18 protein-coding genes and 3 rRNA genes are annotated in these 24399 nt (G+C 66.9%); 2 read left to right on the top strand and 19 right to left on the bottom strand.

The genetic code is table 11. The annotated features are described in order from the left end of the window. Window positions 1-2: 2 nt before the first annotated feature. Entirely contained in the window at window positions 3-653 is a 651-nt protein-coding gene (locus tag ACNI3K_RS09915) for a helix-turn-helix transcriptional regulator (RefSeq protein ID WP_419391732.1), read from the bottom strand. 203 nt (window positions 654-856) lie between these two features. On the opposite strand from ACNI3K_RS09915, the gene ACNI3K_RS09910 reads away from it, so the two are divergent. After that, on the top strand, window positions 857-1759 hold the full coding sequence (locus tag ACNI3K_RS09910; RefSeq protein WP_419391731.1) for a COX15/CtaA family protein: 903 nt from the start codon (window positions 857-859) through the stop codon (window positions 1757-1759). Window positions 1760-1783: 24 nt separating this feature from the next. On the opposite strand, the gene ACNI3K_RS09905 is transcribed toward ACNI3K_RS09910, so the two are convergent. From ACNI3K_RS09905 to ACNI3K_RS09835, 15 genes are all read right to left on the bottom strand, one after another. Beyond that, entirely contained in the window at window positions 1784-2425 is a 642-nt protein-coding gene (locus ACNI3K_RS09905; RefSeq protein ID WP_419391730.1) for an NUDIX domain-containing protein, read from the bottom strand. Further along, window positions 2425-4122: a CTP synthase gene (gene pyrG, locus ACNI3K_RS09900; protein WP_419391729.1), complete on the bottom strand. Its 1698-nt coding sequence runs from the start codon at window positions 4120-4122 to the stop codon at window positions 2425-2427. The genes ACNI3K_RS09905 and pyrG overlap by 1 nt, the downstream gene beginning before the upstream one ends. 66 nt (window positions 4123-4188) lie before the next feature. After that, on the bottom strand, window positions 4189-5160 hold the full coding sequence (locus ACNI3K_RS09895; protein ID WP_419391728.1) for a copper transporter: 972 nt from the start codon (window positions 5158-5160) through the stop codon (window positions 4189-4191). Beyond that, window positions 5157-6311 (bottom strand): putative cytokinetic ring protein SteA, encoded by a 1155-nt coding sequence (gene steA / locus ACNI3K_RS09890; protein WP_419391727.1) that lies wholly within the window; start codon window positions 6309-6311, stop codon window positions 5157-5159. The genes ACNI3K_RS09895 and steA overlap by 4 nt, the downstream gene beginning before the upstream one ends. Window positions 6312-6315: 4 nt before the next feature. Further along, window positions 6316-8028, bottom strand: a complete 1713-nt coding sequence (gene recN, locus ACNI3K_RS09885; protein WP_419391726.1) for a DNA repair protein RecN — start codon at window positions 8026-8028, stop codon at window positions 6316-6318. A gap of 3 nt (window positions 8029-8031) precedes the next feature. Next, window positions 8032-8982, bottom strand: coding sequence for an NAD kinase (locus ACNI3K_RS09880; RefSeq protein ID WP_419391725.1), 951 nt, complete (start codon window positions 8980-8982; stop codon window positions 8032-8034). Continuing rightward, window positions 8979-9806: a TlyA family RNA methyltransferase gene (locus ACNI3K_RS09875; protein ID WP_419391724.1), complete on the bottom strand. Its 828-nt coding sequence runs from the start codon at window positions 9804-9806 to the stop codon at window positions 8979-8981. Before ACNI3K_RS09875 ends, ACNI3K_RS09880 begins: the two co-directional genes overlap by 4 nt. Window positions 9807-9839: 33 nt before the next feature. Beyond that, window positions 9840-10010 carry a hypothetical protein gene (locus ACNI3K_RS09870; RefSeq protein WP_419391723.1) on the bottom strand — a complete coding sequence of 57 codons (171 nt, stop codon included), beginning with the start codon at window positions 10008-10010 and terminating at the stop codon, window positions 9840-9842. Continuing rightward, a complete protein-coding gene (locus ACNI3K_RS09865; protein WP_419391722.1) occupies window positions 10003-11037 on the bottom strand; it encodes an HAD-IIA family hydrolase in 1035 nt (344 codons plus the stop codon). Before ACNI3K_RS09865 ends, ACNI3K_RS09870 begins: the two co-directional genes overlap by 8 nt. Beyond that, window positions 11037-11780: a tetratricopeptide repeat protein gene (locus tag ACNI3K_RS09860; RefSeq protein WP_419391721.1), complete on the bottom strand. Its 744-nt coding sequence runs from the start codon at window positions 11778-11780 to the stop codon at window positions 11037-11039. Before ACNI3K_RS09860 ends, ACNI3K_RS09865 begins: the two co-directional genes overlap by 1 nt. An 855-nt stretch (window positions 11781-12635) precedes the next feature. After that, window positions 12636-12752, bottom strand: a 5S ribosomal RNA gene (gene rrf / locus ACNI3K_RS09855). Between the two features lie 69 nt (window positions 12753-12821). After that, a 23S ribosomal RNA gene (locus tag ACNI3K_RS09850) occupies window positions 12822-15919 on the bottom strand. 346 nt (window positions 15920-16265) lie between these two features. Next, window positions 16266-17787, bottom strand: a 16S ribosomal RNA gene (locus ACNI3K_RS09845). The 16S, 23S and 5S rRNA genes sit together here, the layout of an rRNA operon. An 810-nt stretch (window positions 17788-18597) precedes the next feature. Beyond that, window positions 18598-19863 (bottom strand): tyrosine--tRNA ligase, encoded by a 1266-nt coding sequence (gene tyrS, locus ACNI3K_RS09840; RefSeq protein ID WP_419391720.1) that lies wholly within the window; start codon window positions 19861-19863, stop codon window positions 18598-18600. Window positions 19864-20087: 224 nt separating this feature from the next. Next, window positions 20088-20723 (bottom strand): nucleoside/nucleotide kinase family protein, encoded by a 636-nt coding sequence (locus ACNI3K_RS09835; protein ID WP_419391719.1) that lies wholly within the window; start codon window positions 20721-20723, stop codon window positions 20088-20090. A 22-nt stretch (window positions 20724-20745) separates the two neighbouring features. On the opposite strand from ACNI3K_RS09835, the gene ACNI3K_RS09830 reads away from it, so the two are divergent. Further along, the gene (locus ACNI3K_RS09830) at window positions 20746-21219 is read left to right on the top strand and encodes a YbaK/EbsC family protein (RefSeq protein ID WP_419391718.1); all 474 of its coding nucleotides are present in this window, start codon (window positions 20746-20748) and stop codon (window positions 21217-21219) included. Window positions 21220-21269: 50 nt separating this feature from the next. Here the strand turns inward: ACNI3K_RS09830 and menC are convergent, their stop codons facing one another. From menC to ACNI3K_RS09815, 3 genes are read right to left on the bottom strand one after another with little or no spacing between them, the layout of a single operon-like run. Beyond that, window positions 21270-22397, bottom strand: a complete 1128-nt coding sequence (gene menC / locus ACNI3K_RS09825; protein ID WP_419391717.1) for an o-succinylbenzoate synthase — start codon at window positions 22395-22397, stop codon at window positions 21270-21272. Continuing rightward, window positions 22397-23224 (bottom strand): GNAT family N-acetyltransferase, encoded by an 828-nt coding sequence (locus ACNI3K_RS09820; protein WP_419391716.1) that lies wholly within the window; start codon window positions 23222-23224, stop codon window positions 22397-22399. Before ACNI3K_RS09820 ends, menC begins: the two co-directional genes overlap by 1 nt. After that, the gene (locus ACNI3K_RS09815) at window positions 23221-24396 is read right to left on the bottom strand and encodes a M20/M25/M40 family metallo-hydrolase (protein WP_419391715.1); all 1176 of its coding nucleotides are present in this window, start codon (window positions 24394-24396) and stop codon (window positions 23221-23223) included. The genes ACNI3K_RS09820 and ACNI3K_RS09815 overlap by 4 nt, the downstream gene beginning before the upstream one ends. Between the last annotated feature and the right edge of the window lie 3 nt (window positions 24397-24399).

Raw genomic sequence — 24399 nt, 5'->3', positions numbered from 1 at the left:
TGTCATCCTTCCTTGACCGCCGCTGCTGCGACGGGGATGGTTGTGGTGCACACGTGGGCGCCGCCTGCCAGGGTGGACAGGCGCTGGACGTGGACGTCGAGAACGCGGGAGAAGACGCGGGTTTCGGCCTCGCACCACTCCGGTGCCTCCTCGGCGATGGACTGGATGGGGCAGTGCCCCTGGCACAGCTGGACGGTGTAGCCGCCGGGGCCGGGCCGCACGGAGGTGGCGAAGCCCCTTTCGGCGAGTGCGCCCGAGAGCGCGGCGACACGCTCGGACATCGGCGCTCCGGCGGGGACGGCGGCCGAGAGCGCGAGCTCGAGTTCGGCCGACTTGGCCGCGACGAACTCATCGAGTTGGCCGTGCTCGCGCATGAAGCCCATGGCGTCGACCGCGACCGAGGTGTACGCCGTCGCAAGCGACTGCTGGCCCTCGGTGGTGGCGACGTAGGACTTGGCCGGTCGTCCGCGACCGCGAACATGCGTGCCCGCAGGCTCGTGCTCCTCGATCAGTCCGGACTCGGAGAGCGCGCCAAGGTGCCGTCGCACCCCAGCCGAGGTCACGCCGAGCTCGACCGCGAGGGTCGAGGCGGTGATGGGACCGGCGGTGGCGATCAGGCCCAGAACACGGTCCCGGGTGGTGTCGTTGCCCAAGTGTCACTCCTTCCGTCCAGTGAACAGTTTCGTTGCCGAAATAGTTCCCCGCAAGCAAGGGATACCTAACTTGGGTGTTGCGTAATTCCCCAGAGTTGGTCACTTCGACGCCTGTCAGCGCCGTTCTCGCCGTACCTTGGTCACCTCTGACGAGGGGCGCGAGCGTGGCAAGGCCGCCCGGGAGCGCGATCTAGGATGGTTTCGTGCTCACCCGCCTCCTCGACTTCGTCGCGCGGCACGGTCGCGGCTTCACGATCGCGAACGTGATAGCCCAGGCAGGCATCATCGTCACCGGCGGTGTGGTGCGCCTTACCGGATCAGGACTGGGATGCTCGACGTGGCCGCACTGCGAGCCGGGCCGATTCACCCCCGAGTTCTACGCCGAGAACTGGCTCCATCCCGCCGTCGAGTTCGGCAATCGGCTACTCACCTTCGTGCTGGTGATCGTGGCCCTCGGCGTCGCGATCGCTGTGTGGCGCAACCGTCCGGACCTCAAGTGGCTGGGTCTCGTGCCCGGGATCGGCGTGATCATCCAGGCCGTCGTGGGCGGCATCACTGTGCTGGTCGACCTGCACCCGCTGGTGGTCGCCCCGCACCTGCTGCTGTCCGCCCTGCTGGTCTGGTACTCGGTGTGGCTGGCCCTGCAGTACCGACGCGCCCCCCGGCGCGACGGACGGCCGATGCGGTGGCCGCTTCGCGTGTCCTCTCTCCTTCTCGTGGTGCTGCTCATCCTCGGCGCCCTCACCACGGGTGCGGGGCCGCACTCCGGAGATGCCGACGCGACCGAGCGGCTCGCTCTCGATCCCGCCTTGATCGCGCGGGCCCACGCACTTGCGGTGTGGGCGTTCGTCGCCGTACTCGCGTGGATCATCTGGCGGGTGCGGCACGACCGGTCTGAAGGTGATCGGGACGAGGTTCGCCGCGCGTGGGTCGCTCTCCTGGCAGTCACTCTCGCCCAAGGCATCATCGGGTATGCGCAGTACTTCACCGGACTGCCGGAGGTGCTCGTCGGGCTTCACCTCGTGGGAGTGGGCGCGCTCACCGCTGCTCATTCCGCGGCACACTACAAACTCAGCTCGCGCCGTTCGCCCGTCGCTCCCGGCTAGGTACCACTCAGCGCTGACGACACGTCACCGCTGCAGGCGGGTCGCCTCCGGACGCGTCCAGGGCGCATCGGCCACGCGCAACGTCGCGAAGCCGTCGCGACGCGCGCGATCCGCGCTCAGCAAGCCTGCTACCGCCGACGAGGAACGAATGCGGCCATCCATGACGGCCTCGACCGCATCGTCCACAGGCACCCAGGCGCCGATCATGTCGCGTTCCTCGTCGCGGCGCTCGTGACGGTCCGCCTCCGCGACGGACGCGATGCCGCGGGCGAGGAACACCCGCACCGTCTCGGAGCTGGAGCCGCCGGACGGGCAGTAGTCCACAAGCGTGTGCCACTGGTCCGCGGTGAGGTCCGCCTCCTCGTGCAGTTCGCGACGCGCGGCATCGACCGGGGCCTCGCCGCCCACGTCGAGCAGTCCCGCAGGCGGCTCCCAGCACTCGGCGCCCACAGGATGGCGGTACTGACGCACCAGGTACACACGGTCCTGGTCGTCGAGCGCGATGATCACCACAGCGCCGGTGTGGCGCAGGTAGTCGCGCGTGACGACCCCGGACTCGCCGAGGTCAACCTCGTCGCTCGCGACATCCCACACGTGCCCCTGGAAGCGCTCGTGGGTGGCGAGAACGGGGCGCGATCCGGGAACGTCCGCGAGAGTATCCGCCATCAGGCGGACGCGGGCGCAGGCTCGGTGGCCACGGAGGACGCCGCCTCCCGGGCCGTGAGCACGGCGCCGATGAGCCCGGCGAACAGCGGGTGCGCCTTCGTGGGGCGTGACAGGAACTCGGGGTGAGCCTGAGTGGAGATGTAGTACGGGTGCGTCTCGCGCGGCAACTCGACGAACTCGACGAGCTCGCGGTCGGGAGACTCCCCCGACACCACCAGGCCCGCGTCCTCGAGTTGCTGGCGGTAGGCGTTGTTGACCTCGTAGCGGTGGCGGTGGCGCTCGCCGACCGCAGTGGTGCCGTACGTCTCGGCGGCCACTGAGCCGCCCTTGAGCACGGCCTGGTACTCGCCCAGCCGCATCGTGCCGCCCATGTCGCCCGCGCCGTCGAGGAACTCGTGCTGCTCCTCCATGGTCGCCACCACAGGGTGCGGGGTGCCGGGATCGAACTCGGAGCTCGAGGCGCCCTCGAGACCCAACACGTTGCGGGCGTACTCCATGACCATGGTCTGGAGCCCCAAGCAGATGCCGAGCGTCGGCACGCGGTTCTCGCGGGCCCAGCGCAGCGCGCCGATCTTGCCGTCCACGCCACGCACGCCGAATCCTCCTGGCACCAGCACGGCGTCCACGCCGCCCAGCTGCTTCTCGGCGCCCTCGGGCGTCTGGCACATGTCGGAGGCGACCCAGCGGATGCTCACCTTGGCGTTGTGGTGGAAGCCACCGGCGCGCAGCGCTTCCCCCACGGACAGGTACGCATCCGGAAGATCGATGTACTTGCCGACCAGCGCGACCTCGACCTCGTGCGCGGGGCGGTGCACGCGGTCCAGGACCTTCTGCCACGCTCCCCACTCGACGTCGTGGAAGGGCAGGTTGAGGCGGCGCACCACGTATGCGTCGAGCCCCTCGGAGTGCAGCACGCGCGGGATGTCGTAGATGCTGGGCGCGTCCTTGGCGGTGACCACCGCCTCGTTCTCGACGTCGCACATGAGCGCAATCTTGTTCTTCATCGCCTGAGGGATCTCGCGATCCGCGCGGCACACGATCGCATCGGGCTGGATACCGATCGAGCGCAACTGCGCCACCGAGTGCTGAGTGGGCTTGGTCTTGAGCTCGCCCGCAGGGCCGATGTACGGCACCAGCGACACGTGCAGGAAGAACACGTTGTCGCGGCCGACGTCATGGCGGATCTGGCGCGCTGCCTCGAGGAACGGCTGCGACTCGATGTCGCCCACCGTGCCGCCGACCTCGGTGATGATGACGTCGCACTCGGGGCCGGCCTGATCGCGCATGCGGCGCTTGATCTCATCGGTGATGTGCGGGATGACCTGGACGGTGTCGCCCAGGTACTCGCCGCGCCGCTCCTTGGCGATCACCTGCGAGTACACCTGTCCGGTGGTCACGTTGGAGCTGGCGGACAGCTTCACGTCCAGGAATCGCTCGTAGTGACCGATGTCCAGGTCGGTCTCGGCACCGTCGTCGGTGACGAAGACCTCGCCGTGCTGGAAGGGGTTCATGGTGCCCGGATCCACATTGAGATAGGGATCGAGCTTCTGCATCGTGACGCGCAGTCCGCGCGAACGCAAGAGGCGCCCCAAGGACGATGCAGTAAGGCCTTTGCCGAGGGAGGACACTACGCCTCCCGTGACAAAGATGTGACGGGTGACATGGTCCGTGCCGGACGAGAATCGCGTTCGCTCCACGGGCTTCAACACTAACAGCGATTCGCGGCGCGTGAGCCGCGACGCAGCCGACGAGTCATCGATCGGTCACGGCTGAGGCCTCGGAACGAGCGTGCGCCCCTCCCCCGGTCCGTAGTGATCCACGGTGCCGGCGAAGGCCTGCGCCACCGCGAGCGGCACGGTGATCTGACCGTACTGGTCGGTGCCCTCGACCACAGTCGCCACGACAGCCGATGCGTCCGGAGAGTTTTGCACCGCGCTCGGCAGGTCCCCGGGAGCGTCGGGCCCAGAGGCCACCGCCACTCCTGGCGTGTACTCGGCGAGGATCACGGCGGTCGCGGCAAGAGCGCCCGACAGCTCGGCGCGCGCATCCTCGTCCGAGGCTCCCGGGCCGGCGACGAACACATAGGACTCGATGGGCTCGGTGGCGGTGCCGGAGACCAGGTCGGCCTCCACCAGCAGGTCCAGCAGCAGCGCGGAGCGCTCCGCGGCGTTGGCGGGGTCGGGGAAGTCGGTGTCGGCGAGGTCTGCCTCGGTGGATCCCGGCGGCAGCAGCCCCGGCATCAGCGCCTGTGCGAGGGCGTGCGACAGCACCGCCGACGGCGACGACTCCGCGTCGACTCCCACCACGTTGGGCGCCATGGTGGACGCGAGCGACGAGCGGAACGCAGTCTGATCAGGGTCCGCCCATGCCTCCTCGATCACGATCTCTCCCGCCACGGTCGCGCCCGCCTGCACCAGGCGATCGCGGACGCCGGCGCCATCCTCCGGGGCGGGCTGCGCGACCTCGACTGTCGCGACGGAGACCCCCGTGAGCGTGTCCGACAACAGCGCCGGTGCGGCCTCATCGGCGAACTGCTGGGCCGTGGTGGTCTGCGCCATGGCGGCGTCCGCATCCGCGCGCGCCGATTCTGCCTCTTGCTCCAGGCTGGCGATCTGATCGGACAGGTCGCCCACGAGCGCGTCCCGCATCGGCCCGGATCCCAGCACGACTCCCACCGCGAGAGCGAGGAACACCGCGATGAGTGACACCACGTGGTAGCGGAAATCCTTCATCATGCGCCTCCGATCCATGCGGTGGCCGTCGACCACAAGTCTTCGGCCCAGGCCCGCCCGGCGGGCGTCGACCCGACGGCCGCGGCGAGCGCGAGCAGCCCCGAGACGACGAGCAGCACCAGCGTCAGCGGCGAGTAGCGGTGCCGGTACACCTGTGCGAGCGCCGGCGCGTCGACGATGCTAGTGCCGGCTTGCAACCTCGCGAGGAACGTGCCGGAGGCGTCGGCCTGGGAAGTATCCAGGTAGTCCTGCAGTGAGGACTCGACCCCCACCGTGACGATCACGGATGCTCCCTGGTTGTGCGCCAGCAGGATCGCGAGCGCCGTCGAGGACAGCGCCGAGTCCGACACCGAGTGGGCGAGGCCCAGCGCATCGATGCGGGCCTGTCCGGAGGCGCCCCCCCGCGGCTCGTGCAGCAGCACGCGGTCCGCGGAGCGCAGGGCATCGTCCCCGACTCCGTCGACGTCGCCGATGATGAGGTGGGGTGCCGATGCCAGCTCGAGGGTCGCATCGGCCGCATGCCCCACCGCGATGAGGATGGGGCGATGGTCGCGGATGTAGCGCCGAATCGAGGCGATCTGCTCGCGGTGGCGGTAGCCGGGAGCGACGACCACGACGTGACGCCCCTCGAGGTCCAGGCCGACGTCGGGAAGGCCGGCGCCGTCGAGGATCGTGTCCGCCTCGCGCTCCACGTGATCCATCGCATTCGCGGTGAAGGTCGCGAGCTGAACCCGCATGCCCTCGGTCGCGTCCTGCATGGCGTCCGCGAGGACATCCGCGGTCACCTCGCGACCCTCGGCGATGACGGTGCCGTCGACCAGCACCTGCGAGCCCGATACGGTAGCGCCCGCACCGTCCTTGGCGCCGAGGATGGCACCGCCGACTTCGTCGATCAGCGGGATGCCCGCCTCGAGCAGGACGCGCGGGCCGCCCGTCGGGTATCGGCCGGAGATCGACGCTTTGACGTCGACGACGGCCGCTGGGCGGCGCGCCGCGATCTCCTCGGCGGACTGCTGATCGAGGTCGAGAATGTCGATGACGGCGACATCGCCCGGGCGCAGGCGTCGAAGCAGCGTTCTCACGCTGGGTTCGATGCGCAGTGCGCCGGTGACGGTGCCGTCGTCCGCGTGCGTGGTGCGGTCGGAGCGACTCATGCCGTCATCGTGCCACGGCGGAGCCCTCCAACAGCTCAAGCGCATGGGCGCGTGCAGTCGTCGAGTCCTCTTGTCCCGACAGCAGCCGCGCGACCTCCTGCACCCGTGCCTCGCCGTCGACGGCACCCACCTGAGCGCGCGTCACCGCACCGTCGGTGGCCTTGGCGACCACGACATGGGTGTCGGCGAAGGCCGCCACCTGGGCGAGGTGGGTCACGACGATGACCTGGTGCGTGCGTGCGAGCTCGGCGAGTCGGTTGCCGACGGCCACTGCTGCCTTGCCTCCCACCCCGGCGTCGACCTCGTCGAAGATGAACGTGCGGCTCGCGTGCTCAGGGCCGCTCGCAGCGCCGCTGTCCGCGCCTGCGAGCGATACCTCGATGGCGAGCATGATGCGCGACAGCTCGCCCCCGCTAGCGGCCTCGGCCACCGGCCGATGCGGGGCGCCAGGGTGCGAGGCGAGGGTCATGGTCACCGCGTCGGCGCCGTGAGCGGTCGGCTCGATGCGCTCGACCTGAACAGCTAGATCGGCATCGGGCATCGCGAGGCGGGACAGCTCTTCGCGCACTGCGGCAGCGAGGCGGCTGCCGGCGCCGGCGCGGACCTCGTGCAGGGCCTGCGCGGCCGTCTCGAGGGCGGCGCGGGTGCGGGCCTCGTCGTCGCGCCGCTCCGCGAGGGTCTCGTCCCAGGCGTCGTCCTGCGCCACCCGCGGACGGGCGTCCTCGGCGTACTCGAGCACCGCGTCGACGTCCGGCACGCCGATGCGGCGCATGAGCGTCGCGAGGTCGGAACGGCGCTGGTTGATGTCGTCCAGACGCCCGGGGTCGGCGTCGAGCCGGTCCAGGTACGACGCGAGCTCGCCTGCGACGTCGGTCGCGCCGTACGAGAACTCGGCGAGGCGCTCCTCGAGCGCCGCAAGGGTGACGTCGTGGCGAGCGGCGTCCGCGAGCGCGCGGCGCGCGGCCTCCAGGACCGCCACGACGGTCACCTCGTCGTCACCTGCGATGGCGGCGTGCGCGGCTGCCGTCCCGGTGCGCACCGCCTCAGCGTTCTCGAGCACCTGCGCCTCGGCTACCAGCGCCTCGTCCTCACCTCGCTGTGGAGCGAGCTCGTCGATTGCGGCCAGATCGTCCCGCAGGCGAGCCACCTCCGCCCGCTCGGCGTCCGCGCCCTCCTGCATGCGGTGCAGGGCGTCGGCGGCGGCAATCCACGCGTCCCATGCGTGCGCGTAGTCGCGACGCGCGGACATCACCTCGCTGCTCCCATAGGCGTCCAGCGTGTCCCGTTGGCGCGCCGCCGACCGCAGGCGCACCTGATCCGACTGCCCGTGGACGGTCACCAGCTCTGCGGCCACCTCGGCCAGCAGGCTCTGGGGCACCGTGCGCGCGCCCATCACCGACCGAGAGCGCGTGGTCGCGCCCACGGTGCGTGCCACCACTACCGAGCCGTCGTCGTCGACCGCGACCCCCGCATCGGCGAGGCGCTCGGCCAGCGGCCCCGCTGCCGGCACGTCGATGACGGCCTCGGCGACGGCAGCCTCCGCGCCGGTGCGCACCGTGGCGGGCACGGTCTTCGCACCCAGGATCAGGCCCAGCCCGGTGAGCACCATGGTCTTGCCCGCGCCGGTTTCGCCCGTGACGCATGTGAGTCCAGGGCCGAACTCGAGCCGCGCGGATTCGATCACCCCGAGGTCGGCGATGGTCAGTTCATGGAGCACGGATCAACCGTCCTCATCGGGACCGCTGGCACGGAGCGGTGCCGATCCGGGCGTGGTCTCGTCGCGCACCGACCACGTCTGTCCGTTGATCTCGCGCCCGATCGGCTTGGGATGCGAACGCTCACCGCGCCAGCCGTCCGTGGGCAGCGAGAACTTGCGGACGAGCCGCGAGGTGAAGGGAGCATCGGACATGCGTGCGAGCTTGACGGTGTGATCGCCCCGCCGGATGTCCACCACGCAGCCGCGGTCCACCGGGATGCTGCGCGCCCCGTCGAGCACCACCTGGCCGGAGGACTCGGAGCCGGGCACGACCTGGATGGCGAACGACGACGACGGGCCCACCACCAGCGGTCGCGCGAACAGTGCGTGCGCTGCGAGAGGCACGAGCAGCAGCGCGTCCACGTCTGGCCACAGCACGGGGCCACCGGCGGAGAACGCGTGAGCGGTCGAGCCGGTGGCGGTGGCGACCACCAGACCGTCGCAGCCGAAGCTCGACAGCGGCTCGCCGTCGACGGCAAGCATGACCTCCAGGGTGCGCAGCCGGTTCGCGCGCTCGAGCGTGGCCTCGTTCAGCGCCCAGCCGTGCTCCTCGGTGCCATCGGGCCCCGTGACCATCACGCTGAGAGTGCGGCGCTCCTCGACGGTGTAGTCGCCCGCAGCGAGCCTTTGAGCAGCGGACGCGACGTCCTCCCGCTCAAGTTCGGCGAGGAACCCCACGCGACCGAGGTTGACGCCGAGCAGCGGGATGTCTGTGCCGTGCGTCTGGCGCGCGGCGTGCAGCATAGTGCCGTCGCCGCCGAGCACGATCGCCGCCTCGATGGGAGGCGACACCCCGGGTGTGAAGTCGGTGCAGGACTCGATGCCCGCGTCCGCGAGCACGCGCGCCACCTCGTCTCCGGCCTCGAGAGTCTCAGGCCGGTGCGGGTTCGCGACGATCAGGATCCTGCGGGTCATGCTTCTCCCTTCACCTCGCGTGCGATGGCCCCCTCAAGGGTCTCGCCCTCGAGTACGGGACGCGTGTGCGCGTCATCGTGCCTAGCCTGCCAGAGGTACGAGCCCCAGACGAAGAACTCCACGTTGCCTTGCGGGCCCGGCAGCGTGCTGCGCGCCACGCGGTGAACGGTGAGGCCCGCATCTGCCATCGCCTGGGCGACACCCCGGACGGCCGATGCGCGGGCAGCCGGGTCTGTCACGACCCCTCGCGCGCTTAGGCGTCCGCGGCCCACCTCGAACTGCGGCTTGACCATGAGCACATGATCCGCTCCCGGGCCGGCGAAGTCGACGAGCGCGGGGATCACCAGCGGAAGCGGGATGAAGGACAGGTCCGCGACCACCAGGTCGACCCCGGCTCCGGTGGACGAAGCATCGAGATCGCGCACATTGACGCCCTCCCGGACGCTCACCCGCGGTTCAGCGGCGATGCTGGGCGCGAGCTGGCCGTGGCCGACATCGACGGCGAGCACGTGTGCGGCGCCGCGCTCGAGCAGCACCTGGGTGAAGCCACCCGTGGACGCGCCCGCGTCGAGGGCCCGCTTGCCCTCGACCACGAGACCGTGCCGCGCGCACTCGTCGAGCGCGCCGATCAGCTTGTGAGCGGCCCGCGAGACGTAGTGGCCCGCGTCGGGCGCGACGGCGAGCCGGGATTCTTCGTGGACGGGCTGGGCGGGCTTCACCGCGACGGTGCCGTCGACCGTGACCGCGCCCGCGGCGATCAGCTCTTGAGCGTGAGAGCGGGACCGTGCCAGCCCGCGCGCATGCAGCGCACGGTCTAAGCGCATGGGTGTCCTACTGCGCTGATGGCGTAGCTGTCTCTACTGCTCTTCGCGCATGCGCGTGGACAGCGAGTCCTGGATCTTGTCGAAGAACTCGGCCTGCTTGTCGAGGTCGTCGGGAAGCTCCGTGACGGCGGCGAGCGCCTCGCGGACCTCGGCGGGGTACTTCACCTCGCCCAGGGGCTCGCGCTGGTCTTTGAGTTCACCCATGATGGGAGCGTACCTCCACGCCGGGAGTCACCTCAACCCTCAGATCACGGCCCTCATCCGCCGCGGCCCAGGCGGCGGCGCAGGCGGCGCGAGCGCCGTCGAGGCCATCTGGGCCGGCATCCGCCTCGTCGACTCGGAGCTCTCCCGCCGCGGCCCAAGCGGTCGCGCCGCGCACGCGCCAGCGGTCACCATCGCGCTCAGGCGCAGGGTGCGGGACCGCAAGCGCGGACAGGTCCCGGCCGAGGAACGACGGCCGCTCCGTAGCCGGCGCCAGAATCGCCTCGCGCACGCCATCCACCCCGGTGAGCACGAGCAGCCCGGGGAAGCCCGCGGCGCGGGCGCCCTTGAGGTCGGTGTCAAGCCGGTCACCGATCACAATGGGACGTTCGGCGTCGGCCTTCGCTGCTGCGAGGCGGAACATCGCGGGCTCGGGCTTGCCGGCTCCCGGCGGCTCCACGCCCGTCGCGGTGACCACCACGTTGACCAGCGCGCCGTTGCCCGGCGCCACCCCGCGGTCGTTGGGAATGGTCAGGTCCTTGTTCGAAGCGAAGAACCGAGCGCCCCCGCGGATCGCGTACGACGCCTCGGCGAGCTCGCGCCAGGAGACATCGGGCGAGAAGCCCTGCACCACCGCATCGGGCACCGGATCGGCCGAATCCACGATTTCGTAGCCCGCTTCGGTGACCGCAGTGCGCAGTCCGGCGCCACCCACCACGTAGACGGTGGAGCCTTCGGTGAGGCTCTCCAACATGAGGGCAGCGACGGCCTGCGCGGCGGTCATTACCTCGGATGCGCTGGCGGGCATGCCCAGCTCGGTCAGGTGATCGGCCACGGTCTGAGGCTCACGGGATGCGTTGTTGGTCACGAACACGACTCGCATGCCCGCCTCACGGGCGGCTGCCAGGCCGGGCGGCGCGGACTCGATCGCATGGGGGCCGCGGTACGTCACCCCGTCGAGGTCCACCAGGGCCGCATCGAAGGCGCTCGAGAGTGCGGTCGCGGAGCCGAGCAGGCTAGATTCGCTCATCAGGACTTCCCCGTCGTGTCGTCATCCTTGCTGTCATCATCGTTGGCGTCCCCTGCGTCGACGGGCTCGGGAAGCTCCGCCACGTCGTAGACGGTCACATCGAACTCGATCTCGCCGTCCTCGTCCACGGTCGCGAGACCGGCCTCGAGCGCATCCGCGTCAGCGTCCCGGCCGAGAGCGCGCAACACGGGCACCGTCGCCTCATTCACGCGGGTGCGCAGGTCGTCGTCGGTGGTGGTGATGCGCCGGAGCGCCACCAGTGCCGCCTCGACGTCGCCGAGATCCAGCCGCGCACCGGCGGCCACGATCTCGAGCTCCGCGCGTGCGTGCTCCGAGAGCGCGGCGGCGTCGTCGCTCCGTGCGAGGTCGATCGCACGCTCGGGCCGGCCGAGTCCTCGCTCGCAGTCCGCCATCAGCGGCAGGTACTCGTGAGAACCGTTGAGCCGGCGCACGGTGCGGAGCTCTCGGAGCGCCTCTGTGTAGCGACCGGTGGCATAAGCGGCGAGCGCGTTGGCCTCGCGTACGACGTCGACCCGTCCCCCGCGCTGAAGCGCGACCTGCGCGTGCCGGTAGGCGAGCTCGGGGTCGACCTCGATCAACGCCCCGGCCATGATCAGGTGACGGCCCACGTCCTCGGCGTTGTCCTTGCTGAGCGTGCGCAGTCGCTGCCGAACCTCGCGGTCCAGCTGACCAAACTCGATCTCGTCGGGAATCTCGGGCGCCTCCACGACGGGCCGCTGCATGGAACGGTCACCGCGACGCGAACCGCCCTCATCTCGCTCCGACCTTCGGTCGTCTCGACGGACAGCGTCCCTGCTCCCCGAGCCACCGCCGGCAGCACCGTACGAGGGGCGGTCGCCCCTGTCGGGACGTCCTCGAGCATCGGGACGGGCACGGGAGTCGCCCCGAACCTGCGATGCAGGCCGCCCACGTGAGTCAGAGGAGCCTCGCGAAAAGCGGTCGCCGGAGCGCCCGTCCGTTCGAGGAGAGTCAGGACGGCCGTAGCGGCTCGAGCCGCCTGTGCCGGCGTCGCGCTTCGGGGCCGTCCCCCGCGAACGCGAGTCACGCGATGGTGTGCCACCGCCGCCGTCGCTGCGTGGAGAACGGTCTGATCGATCGGGCCGTGCGCCGCCTGCCGAACGAGGCGGACGGTCGTCCCGTGAAGGCCGGCTGCCGCGCTCGGGGCGGTCACCGCGGGAATCGCCGCGCTGGCGGTCGGCACTGTCGCCTCGCGGAGGCCGGCCCTCGCTGTCACGACTGGGCCGGCCTGTGCCTCCGCCTGACCGCGACGCGTCGCGGTCGTCTCCCGAGCGTCCGCGTGCGGGCGCGCCAAAGCCGCCGCGTGCGGAATCACCCGCGCCGCGGCGAGGTCCACCGATGGCTGGTGGTCGTGTGGGTCCGCTCTTGCGAGGGGACTTGCGCTCCGAGCTCGATGGCGTGCCTTCGCCAGAGCCTCCGGGGCGCTGCTCGTCGTCTCCGCTGTCGTCGTGTCGATGAGACATGACTCTCCGATCCCTTCAAAGGGCTGTTGCTGGTGAACATTCTCACAGAAATGACGAAGGGCCGCCCAGCATTGGGCGGCCCTTCGTAGAAAGAATGTCCCGCTGCGACCTACTCTCCCACACCCTCACGAGTGCAGTACCATCGGCGCTGAGAGGCTTAGCTTCCGGGTTCGGAATGGAGCCGGGCGTTTCCCTCTCGCTATGACAGCGGAAACTCTATTGAGATATCAGTTACCCGACCGTATCTCGGGAACCGCATAGTGGACGCATAGCACATTGAAAAAAGTCAAGTTATCGGCCTATTAGTACCGGTCAGCTTCAAGAGTCTTTAGTCCTCTCTTCCACATCCGGCCTATCAACCCAGTGGTCTACTGGGGGCCTCTCGAGACGAATCTCATGGAAATCTCATCTTGAGACCGGCTTCCCGCTTAGATGCTTTCAGCGGTTATCCGTTCCGAACGTAGCCAACCAGCCATGCTCCTGGCGGAACAACTGGCACACCAGAGGTTCGTCCAACCCGGTCCTCTCGTACTAGGGTCAGATTCTCTCAAATTTCCTGCGCGCGCAGCGGATAGGGACCGAACTGTCTCACGACGTTCTAAACCCAGCTCGCGTACCGCTTTAATGGGCGAACAGCCCAACCCTTGGGACCAACTCCAGCCCCAGGATGCGACGAGCCGACATCGAGGTGCCAAACCATGCCGTCGATATGGACTCTTGGGCAGGATCAGCCTGTTATCCCCGGGGTACCTTTTATCCGTTGAGCGCTGGCGCTTCCACATGCCACCAGCGGGTCACTAGTCCCGACTTTCGTCCCTGCTCGACCTGTCAGTCTCACAGTCAAGCTCCCTTGTACACTTGCACTCGCCACCTGATTGCCAACCAGGCTGAGGGAACCTTTGGGCGCCTCCGTTACTCTTTGGGAGGCAACCGCCCCAGTTAAACTACCCACCAGGCACTGTCCCTGATCCGGATTACGGACCGAAGTTAGATATCCAGAGTGATCAGAGTGGTATTTCAACAATGACTCCACCAATACTGGCGTATTGGCTTCAAAGTCTCCCACCTATCCTACACAAACCACACCGAATACCAATACCAAGCTATAGTAAAGGTCCCGGGGTCTTTCCGTCCTGCTGCGCGTAACGAGCATCTTTACTCGTAGTGCAATTTCGCCGAGTTCACGGTTGAGACAGCGGAGAAGTCGTTACGCCATTCGTGCAGGTCGGAACTTACCCGACAAGGAATTTCGCTACCTTAGGATGGTTATAGTTACCACCGCCGTTTACTGGGGCTTAAATTTTGAGCTTCGCCTTGCGGCTAACCCATCCTCTTAACCTTCCAGCACCGGGCAGGCGTCAGTCCGTATACATCGTCTTGCGACTTCGCACGGACCTGTGTTTTTAGTAAACAGTCGCTTCTCCCTGGTCTCTGCGGCCTTCAAACGCTCCGGAAGCAAGTTCCTTCACGCCTCAGGCCCCCCTTCTCCCGAAGTTACGGGGGCATTTTGCCGAGTTCCTTAACCGTGATTCACTCGATCGCCTTAGTATTCTCTACCTGATCACCTGAGTCGGTTTGGGGTACGGGCGGCTAGAACCTCGCGCCGAGGTTTTTCTTGGCAGCATAGGATCACCAGTTTCCCGCTATTGCGGTCACTATCAGCTCTCAGGCTATGTGAGTCGCGGATTTGCCTACGACTCGCCCTACAACCTTGGACGTGGACTACCATCGCCACGCCTGGCTACCTTCCTGCGTCACCCCTGTTAATACGCTTGCTTACTACGGATTTGGGTCGCGCGCTACTCCACCGCTCCCCGAAGGGTTAAGTGGCATCGGGCGCTTAGCATCATCCGCCTCTGCATGGGCGGTTCTTCGCCGGTACGGGAATATCAACCCGTTGTCCATCGACTACGCCTGTCGGCCTCGCCTTAGGTCCCGACTTACCCAGGGCGGATTAACCTGGCCCTGGAACCCTTGATCATTCGGCGGACGGGTTTCTCACCCGTCTTTCGCTACTCATGCCTGCATTCTCACTCGTGTGGCGTCCACCGCTGGGTCACCCCGCGACTTCACTCGCCACACGACGCTCCCCTACCCATCCACACGCTTGGATCCGAAGATCAGGCAATGTGTGAATGACACAACTTCGGCGGTGTACTTGAGCCCCGCTACATTGTCGGCGCGGAATCACTTGACCAGTGAGCTATTACGCACTCTTTAAAGGGTGGCTGCTTCTAAGCCAACCTCCTGGTTGTCTGTGCAACTCCACATCCTTTCCCACTTAGCACACGCTTAGGGGCCTTAGTTGGTGTTCTGGGCTGTTTCCCTCTCGACTATGAAGCTTATCCCCCACAGTCTCACTGCTGCGCTCTCACTTACCGGCATTCGGAGTTTGGCTGACGTCAGTAACCTGGTGAGGCCCATTAGCCATCCAGTAGCTCTACCTCCGGTAAGAAACACGCAACGCTGCACCTAAATGCATTTCGGGGAGAACCAGCTATCACGAAGTTTGATTGGCCTTTCACCCCTATCCACAGCTCATCCCCTCGGTTTTCAACCCAAGTGGGTTCGGTCCTCCACGCGGTCTTACCCGCGCTTCAACCTGGCCATGGATAGATCACTTCGCTTCGGGTCTAGAGCACGCGACTCAGACGCCCTATTCGGACTCGCTTTCGCTACGGCTGCCCCTCACGGGTTAACCTTGCCACGTACCACTAACTCGCAGGCTCATTCTTCAAAAGGCACGCTGTCACCCCTGCTAGGGAGGCTCCAACGGATTGTAAGCACACGGTTTCAGGTACTATTTCACTCCCCTCTCGGGGTACTTTTCACCTTTCCCTCACGGTACTGTTCCGCTATCGGTCAGTGGGTAGTATTTAGGCTTACAGAGTGGTCTCTGCGGATTCACACGGGATTTCTCGGGCCCCGTGCTACTTGGGATGACTCTCAGGAGTCCGTGCAATTTCGTCTACGGGGGTCACACCCTCTGTGCCGGGCCTTTCAATGCCCTTCGACTATTACACGGATTTTTGACTCCTTGAAAGAGCGGTAGCTCTCTCCAAAAGGTCCCACAACCCCGCCAACGCAACGCCTACCGGCTATCACACGCTGACGGTTTGGCCTTTTCCGCTTTCGCTCGCCACTACTCACGGAATATCTCTTCCTGTCGGTACTGAGATGTTTCACTTCCCGACGTTCCCTCCACTCGCCCTATGTGTTCAGGCGAGGGTCACTGGACATGACTCCAGCGGGGTTTCCCCATTCGGACATCCTCGGATCAAAGCTTGTTTGCCAGCTCCCCGAGGCTTATCGCAGGCTACAACGTCCTTCTTCGGCTCCCACTGCCAAGGCATCCACCATGTGCTCTTAAAAACTTGACTACAGAAATCAAAGATGCTCGCGTCCACTATGCAGTTCTCAAGGTGCGGGCGGGCCCACCTACCACTGGCGCCTGCCCCGCATAGCGAGGTGGTTCATCCAGATCCGGTGGTCCGTCCAGCCGGCCTTGCGGCCAGCCTGAGGTGAGCTTTCGCCCGATCCCTCAGGACCCAACAGTGTGCCATGCAGCGACTTCCTTCTCACTCACGCGTTCCAGCCCTAGAGCGTACTTGGTGAGTGGTCTATCCATCACTGCCACGTCGATGTTCCATCCATGAGCTCTCGCCGTTCTACGTATGAGAACGAAACGAGATTTGGACGCTCCGAAGAGCGCCAAGTGCTCCTTAGAAAGGAGGTGATCCAGCCGCACCTTCCGGTACGGCTACCTTGTTACGACTTAGTCCCAATCGCCAATCCCACCTTAGACGTCTCCCTCCCGAGGGTTAGGCCGACGTCTTCGGGTGTTACCGACTTTCGTGACTTGACGGGCGGTGTGTACAAGGCCCGGGAACGTATTCACCGCAGCGTTGCTGATCTGCGATTACTAGCGACTCCAACTTCATGAGGTCGAGTTGCAGACCTCAATCCGAACTGAGACCGGCTTTTTGGGATTCGCTCCACCTTACGGTATCGCAGCCCATTGTACCGGCCATTGTAGCATGCGTGAAGCCCAAGACATAAGGGGCATGATGATTTGACGTCATCCCCACCTTCCTCCGAGTTGACCCCGGCAGTCTCCTATGAGTCCCCACCATTACGTGCTGGCAACATAGGACGAGGGTTGCGCTCGTTGCGGGACTTAACCCAACATCTCACGACACGAGCTGACGACAACCATGCACCACCTGTATACCCCCCCGAAGGACTCCCTATCTCTAGGGATAAAGGGTATATGTCAAGCCTTGGTAAGGTTCTTCGCGTTGCATCGAATTAATCCGCATGCTCCGCCGCTTGTGCGGGCCCCCGTCAATTCCTTTGAGTTTTAGCCTTGCGGCCGTACTCCCCAGGCGGGGCACTTAATGCGTTAGCTGCGACGCGGAACTCATGGAAAGAGCCCCACATCTAGTGCCCACCGTTTACGGCATGGACTACCAGGGTATCTAATCCTGTTCGCTCCCCATGCTTTCGCTCCTCAGCGTCAGTAGTGGCCCAGAGACCTGCCTTCGCCATTGGTGTTCCTCCTGATATCTGCGCATTCCACCGCTACACCAGGAATTCCAGTCTCCCCTACCACACTCTAGTCTGCCCGTACCCACTGCAGTCCCGAGGTTGAGCCTCGGGATTTCACAGCAGACGCGACAAACCGCCTACGAGCTCTTTACGCCCAATAATTCCGGACAACGCTTGCGCCCTACGTATTACCGCGGCTGCTGGCACGTAGTTAGCCGGCGCTTCTTCTGTAGGTACCGTCACTTTCGCTTCTTCCCTACTGAAAGGGGTTTACAACCCGAAGGCCTTCATCCCCCACGCGGCGTCGCTGCATCAGGCTTGCGCCCATTGTGCAATATTCCCCACTGCTGCCTCCCGTAGGAGTCTGGACCGTGTCTCAGTTCCAGTGTGGCCGGTCGCCCTCTCAGGCCGGCTACCCGTCGTCGCCTTGGTGAGCCATTACCTCACCAACAAGCTGATAGGCCGCGAGTCCATCCCAGACCGATAAATCTTTCCAGACGATGACCATGCGATCTCGTCTCGTATCCGGTATTAGCACCGGTTTCCCGATGTTATCCCAGAGTCTGGGGCAGGTTACTCACGTGTTACTCACCCGTTCGCCACTGATCACCCGGAGCAAGCTCCAGGGTCACCGTTCGACTTGCATGTGTTAAGCACGCCGCCAGCGTTCGTCCTGAGCCAGGATCAAACTCTCCGTGAATGTTTATTAGCAATCCGGCAAGCCGGTCTACTTACATAACGAAGTGGTTCCGAAGAACCGTTTAATCTCTAGCTTCGAACAAAATGTCACTGACATTTCGTTGTCTACCAAAGGAATCCTGCATCTCATTGTCAGAGCAAAGCTCTTTCGCCGAGATGCCGGAGTTTTTGGCATCGACTATGTGGCACACTGTTGAGTTCTCAAGGTTCGGACGCGCACCGCTCACAGCTTCTTAGGCTGTGATCCGGGGCAACCCTTATAAGTTACGCGCTTGTTTCCGCTCTGTCAAATCGCTCTGCGAGCGACCGCCATTGTGCGTTTCCTTGCGGCAACTTGATTAAGTTACATGCCTGTCATTAACCTGTCAAATCGCTATTCGCGACTCGCAGTTAACACCGATCAGGCAACTCGGTTAAGTTACTCGGCTGCATTCAGCGTGTCAAATCGCACTCTGTGCGATCTCCACCTGGCTGAACCCATCCGGGCAACCCCGCCAACTTACCCCTTTGCTCTCGGGCTGTCAACTCGCCTTGCCGGCGAACTTCAGCACCCGATCCCGCAGGGGGCTCTCCATCGTACATCACCTTGGTCGCGGTTGCGACCGCGGATCTGTGTGCGATGGGTAGCTGTCCATGGGGCTTCTCGTGGCCTTGTTCAGTCCTCCGAGAAGCGCTTCCGTCGTTGGCAGCGAGTGAAACATTACGGCTGAGTTACGGCCAAGTCAAATCCGTGGCGTGCCGGCGTGTCGACAGCCTCTTGGCAGCGTCATGCCTGGCAAACCACGTACTGGTCGTGAGCGGGCGGGAAGAGTCACGCCTGGACGTGCGCGAGACCGACAGATTTCTTTCCGCGGCGCAGCACGTACCAGCCTCCGGCAAGCGGCGGGTGCTCCCCCACGCGGGCCTCGATCGACGTGACCTTGGCGTTGTTGACGTACGCCCCGCCTTCTTGCACCGCCCTGCGTGCCTCGGACTTCGACCCCACGATGCCGGCTTCGGCCAACGCGTCCACTACAGAGGTGTCAGTTGACACCTCCACAGCCCCGAGCGCATCGGCGCAACCGCGCAGAGTGGTCTCGTCCAGTCCTGCCAGCTCGCCTCTACCGAAGATCGCCTGTGATGCGCGCACGACCGCATCGGTCGCATCGGCCCCGTGCACGAGGGAGGTGACCTCCCAGGCGAGCGTCCGCTGGCCCTCCCGGCGGAACGGCTCGTCCGCGACGGCGCGCTCGAGCCGCTCGATCTCTTCGCGCTCAAGGAACGTGAAGATCTTGAGGAAGCGCGCGACGTCCGCATCTTCCGTGTTGAGCCAGAACTGGTAGAAGGCGTACGGGCTCATCAGATCCGGAGCCAGCCACACCGCTCCGCCCTCGGACTTGCCGAACTTGGTCCCGTCCGCCTTGGTGATGAGCGGGGTCGTCATGGCGTGGACCTGCACGCCGTCGGCCTTGCGAGTGAGCTCGACGCCGCTCAGCAGGTTTCCCCACTGATCGTTTCCCCCCGTCTGGAGGGTGCAGCCGTACCGCCGGTTCAACTGGAGGAAGTCGTGTCCCTGGAGCACCTGGTAACTGAACTCGGTGAAGCTGATGCCTTCGTCGGAGTTCAACCGGCGGGCGACGGTGTCCTTGGCGAGCATCGTGCCCAGCCGGAAGTGCTTGCCCACCTCGCGGAGCAGATCGATCGCAGTGAGCTCGCCGGTCCAATCGAGGTTGTTGACCATCTGGGCCGGGTTATCGCCATCGAAGTCAAGGAACCGGGAGATCTGTGATCGAAGTCGTTCGACGTTCTCCGCCACGGTCTCCTTGGTGTTGAGCACCCGCTCGCCCGACATACGCGGGTCGCCGATCATGCCCGTGGCTCCGCCGATCAGAGGGAGCACCCGGTGGCCCGCGCGCTGCAGGTGGCGCAAGACCACCAGTTGCACCAGGTGTCCGTGGTGGAGGCTGGGCGCCGTCGGGTCGAATCCGCAGTACAGCGTCACGGGGCCGTGGTCCAGGTGGGTGCGTAACTCGTCGAGGCCGGTGGTCTGTGCGACCAGTCCGCGCCAGGCAAGTTCGTCAAGGATGTGCTCAGTCATGGTGCAGCCATTGTGCCAGCCCGAGCGAACGGTCCTGGGGCGCCGTTGCCCCAGGACACGAAAGCGTCGCTGGGCATGCGGAGCGGAATCACGAATCGGCGCTGAGGGGTGGACGTCTTGCGAGGGGTCCTACCGACTCGTGTGTCGCATACCCAGCGACAAGAAAACGCTATCGCCGAAAGTCTGAGAGCTCTCTCAGAGTAGGCGCGGCGTCTCGCGAGAGGTCACGGCTGCAGCGTCCTGTCGCCGTCGATGAGGATGTCCGCGCCCGCGCGAGTGCCTTGACGCGCGAACTCCTCTTGCTCAGCGCGCTGCCACCGGAGCCACTCGTCCCTCATGCCCTCGCCATCACGGGCGAGTCCACGCCGGAGCCTCTCGGCCGGTGACGCCTCCACCCACAGCACGAGGCTCGCAACCTCGCGGGCGCGCCGCATCGCGACGCCGACCCCCTCAACGATGAGCACGTCGGGGCGCGACACCTCTACCTCGCCGGCACGTTGCGCGCGGTGCCAGTCCCACACCCGGAACCTGCCCGCGCCCCCGCGCGCCATGGGTGCCAGGACCTGGTCGATGAGCACGTCGCCCAGAGTGGGCAGGCCATCCCAACCCTCATACATGTCGTCTGCATGGAGGACCTGCACTGGCAGTGGCGCCGCGTCGTCACCGATGCTGGCCTGTCCGAGCACCGGATCGGAACCCAGTGCCTGCCACAGCCGTGCCGCGAGAGTGGTCTTGCCTGAGCCAGCCGGCCCGTCGATCAGCACCACGCGCGTGGGTCCGAGGCGCGGTCCTGCGGCCTGCACACGGTGGGCGATCTCCGCGACGCTGACCACGAGAGGCGGCATCGGTTGCGGTGTCACCCGGCCAGGCTACGGTAGCGGTATGCATCCCAACGTTGCGCGGGTGAAGGCGATCCTTGACGATGCGGGCCTGCACGGGCGCGTACGCGAGCTCACGGAAGGCACGCACACTGCGGCGCAGGCCGCCGCGCTGTTGGGTTGCGAGGTGGGCGCGATCGCGAACTCGCTGATCTTCATGACGGAGAAGGGCCCCATCCTGGTGCTGACGTCCGGCTCCCACCGTGTCGACACCGACGTCGTCGCAGCGGCCATCGGCGTCGAGGCCGTCGGCCGTGCCACTCCTGACCAGGTGCGGCAGGCCACCGGCCAGCCCATCGGTGGCGTCGCGCCGGTCGGACACCCCGCCCCGATCCCCACCTACATCGACGCCGAACTGGCCGAGCACGGCGAGCTGTGGGCAGCCGCCGGCGTGCCCGCAAGCGTCTTCGAGATTTCCTACGCGGACCTCAAGGACCTCACGGACGCCGTCGAGATCGCCGTCGCCGCCGAGGGCTGACGCGCAGGCCGCGCACACCGCGACCTCGCTCCCGGCAGGACGGCACGGGCTCAGCCGAGCGAGACCTGTCTCGCGTCGACTGCGAACTCCGCCAGCGCATCGGCCTCGGGCTGTTCGCACAGGCCGGGGAAGGTGGGCACGGAGATGTGGCCGTCCTCGATCACGTACGGCGTGGTGAGATCGCGAGTGTAGAACCGCGATGAGGCGGAGATGTCACCCGGCAGCGTGAAGCCAGGCAGCCCCGCAAGCGCGGCGTTCGCCCCGCGCGCGAGCCCCGTCTCGAGCATGCCTCCGCACCACACGGCGATGCCCGATGCGCGGGCGACCTCGTGGATGCGGCGCGCCTCGAGATATCCGCCCACCCGCGAGGGCTTGATGTTGATGACGGCGGCGGCGCCCAGATGGATCGCGTCGGCGGCCGAGGCGGCGGAGACCACGGACTCGTCGAGGCACATGGGAGTGGCCATCAGACGTGCGAGCTCGGCGTGCTGGCGCAGGTCGTCCTCCGCGAGAGGCTGCTCGATCAGCAGCAGCTCGAACGCGTCAAGGCGGCGCAGGTGCGGGGCGTCCACGAGCGTGTAGGCGGCGTTGGCGTCCACCTGGAGCGGAATGTCCGGGTGTGCCTCACGCACCGCGCGCACGGGATCGACGTCCCAGCCGGATTGGATCTTGAGCTTGATGCGCTGGTAGCCCTCGTCGACGTACCCCGCGACCACGTCGAGCAGAGCCGGGATCGAGTCCTGGATTCCCACTGACACCCCCGACGGCACCCAGGTGCGCGTGACCCCCAGGTAGTCCGCGAAGCTGGTGCCGGACGCCTTGAGCTGCGCGTCCAGCACCGCAGACTCGAGCGCTGCCTTCGCCATGCGGTGTCCCACCACGGGTTCGAGCAGCTCACCCACGGTCTCCGCGGTGAGCGAGTCGTCGCGCGAGGCCGCGGCGAGGCGCGGCACCAGGAAGCGCTCGATCACGTCGGCCGCCCCGGCCGCGTACTCGTCCGAATACACGGGCTCTGCAAGCGCCCCGCACTCCCCCCATCCCGTGACCTCTCGGCCCGCGACCCGCGCCGATACCTCGACGGTCAGCACAGTCCGCGCCGTCTGGGTGGAGAAGGAGGTCGTGAACGGCGCGACCAGCGGGATGCGCAGCGTGCGCAGGGTGAGGTGGTCGATCTGCATCAGCGGTTCTCCAGGAGGTAGCGGTGGTCGTGGAATCCGGCGACGCTGCGGCCGCCCTCGATCAGCGGTGCGAGTGCTCCGCGGACGGCGCCTCGCCAGCGGGCCGCACCGTGCGGGTCGGCGCGCCGCAGCGCCTCAATGTCGGGCGGCACCGCGACCGACAGGTACTGCGCGCTCGGGTCCGGCACGTGCGGGTGCGGCTGCCCGTCCTCAGCGATGCTGAGCAGGGCCGATGCGCGGGGCTCGGCCTCATCGGCGCTCGCCTGTGCTGCGGCTTCCGGGAGGTCGCGGTCCAGCGGCCAACTCGCGAGCAAGCGGTCACTCCCCTGCCCAGCGTTGACACCGTCAGACATCTGCCCGTAGAAGTCGACGAGGTACTCCGCGATGGCGACGCCGAGCCGGTTGATGTTGAACGAGGCGTTGCGCGACACCAGCGGGTCGAACGTCCACGTGATGCGGGTCAGCCCCCGCTCGAGGCACCAGGCGCGCTGATGCAGCTTGAGCGCGAGACCGATCCCCCGCCTGCCCGCGGCCGGGTCGACGCCGGCCACGTGGGAGTGCAGCGCCTCGCCCAGCGGCGTCGAAAAGTAGCCGACGCAGACCCCGACGAGCCGCTCGCCCTCGAACGCACCCGCGACGTATGCCCCGGTGTGGGCGAGCGCGACCATGAGCGGCGGCTCGATCGTGGCGGTGCCCCAGATCGCTGCCAGCAGGCTTGCGGCGTCCCCCATCTCGGCGGTGGCGAGGGGACGCACGGTGACGCCGGCGCGCGCGGCTGCCGCCTGCGCATCGGCCGACGCGCGGGCCGGGTCGGGCGCTACCGTCACGGTCGGTCCTCATTGCTGCCGTCAAGCAGGTCGGCGATCATCAGCGCGAGCAGCGCGGTCCGGTGCGGGACGTGGGCGACGTCCACGTGCTCGTCGTCCGCGTGTGCCCCTCCGCCCACTCCGCCGAGGCCATCTAGCGTGCGCACGCCCAGGCCCGCGGTCAGGTTGCCGTCGGAGGCACCGCCGACCGAGCACTGCTGCAGGTCCTCGATGCCAGCGGCGGGCGCGAGCCGTAGCGCTACGGCGAACAGGTCCTCGGCCATCTCTAGCTCGAGCGGCGGGCGGTTGACACCGCCGGTGACGCTCAAGCGGGCGCCCTCGATGGCGGGAGCGAGAGCGCGGATCGCCGTGTCGACCCGCTGCTGCTCGGCCGCGGTGGTGGCGCGGACGTCCACGTCGACGCTCGCCTGCGCGGGCACGGTGTTGACGGTCGTCCCGATGGTGCCGCGCGTGGGAGTGACCGTGGTGTCGCCGGCGGCGAGCGCGGCGATCGCCGGGAGCTGATGGGCGAGTTCGAGCCCGGCGTTGATCCCCCGCTCGGGGTCGAGCCCCGCGTGGGCCGCGCGGCCGTGGGCGGTCACGTTGTACAGCGAGACGCCTTTGCGCTCGGTCTTGAGGGCGCCCCCTGGTCCGGAGGCCTCCAGGACCAGCACCGCGTCCGCGTCCCGGGCCTCGTCTTCGAGGAGGGCGCGAGACGTGACCGAACCCACCTCCTCGTCTCCGGTGACGAGCAGCGTGACCCCAGCGACCGCATCGGCCGCCTGGGCAGTGCCGCTGTGCTGTGAAGCGAGCGCCGCGACCGCGTGCGCCGCCTGCACCAGACCGATGGCCATGTCGAAGCAGCCGGGGCCGGTGAGCACGCCGTCGGCGATGCGGGCCGGGTGGGTGTCGAGAGTGCCGTGCGGCCACACGGTGTCGTGGTGTCCCAGCAGCAGCACGCGGGTGGGGCCGCCGAAGCTCCAGCGCAGGTGGGTGACGCCGTCGACGACCATCCGCTCGGGTTCTGCGGGCAGGCCCGCTGCCTCGAATACGGCGCCGAGGACCTGCGTGGTGACGTCCGCGCTGTGTTCGATCGCGTACGTGTCGTTGGACGGGGACTCGCACTCGATGAGGCGCAGCGCATCGTCAAGCATCGCGGGAAGGCGTGCGCGGGCGTCGTCGAGGGCGGTCATCGT

The sequence above is a fragment of the Demequina ureilytica genome (genome assembly GCF_048553575.1).
Taxonomy (GTDB): Bacteria; Actinomycetota; Actinomycetes; order Actinomycetales; family Demequinaceae; genus Demequina.
The sequence above is the reverse complement of the archived record's forward strand: the minus strand, read 5'-3'. Positions and strand labels throughout refer to the sequence as shown.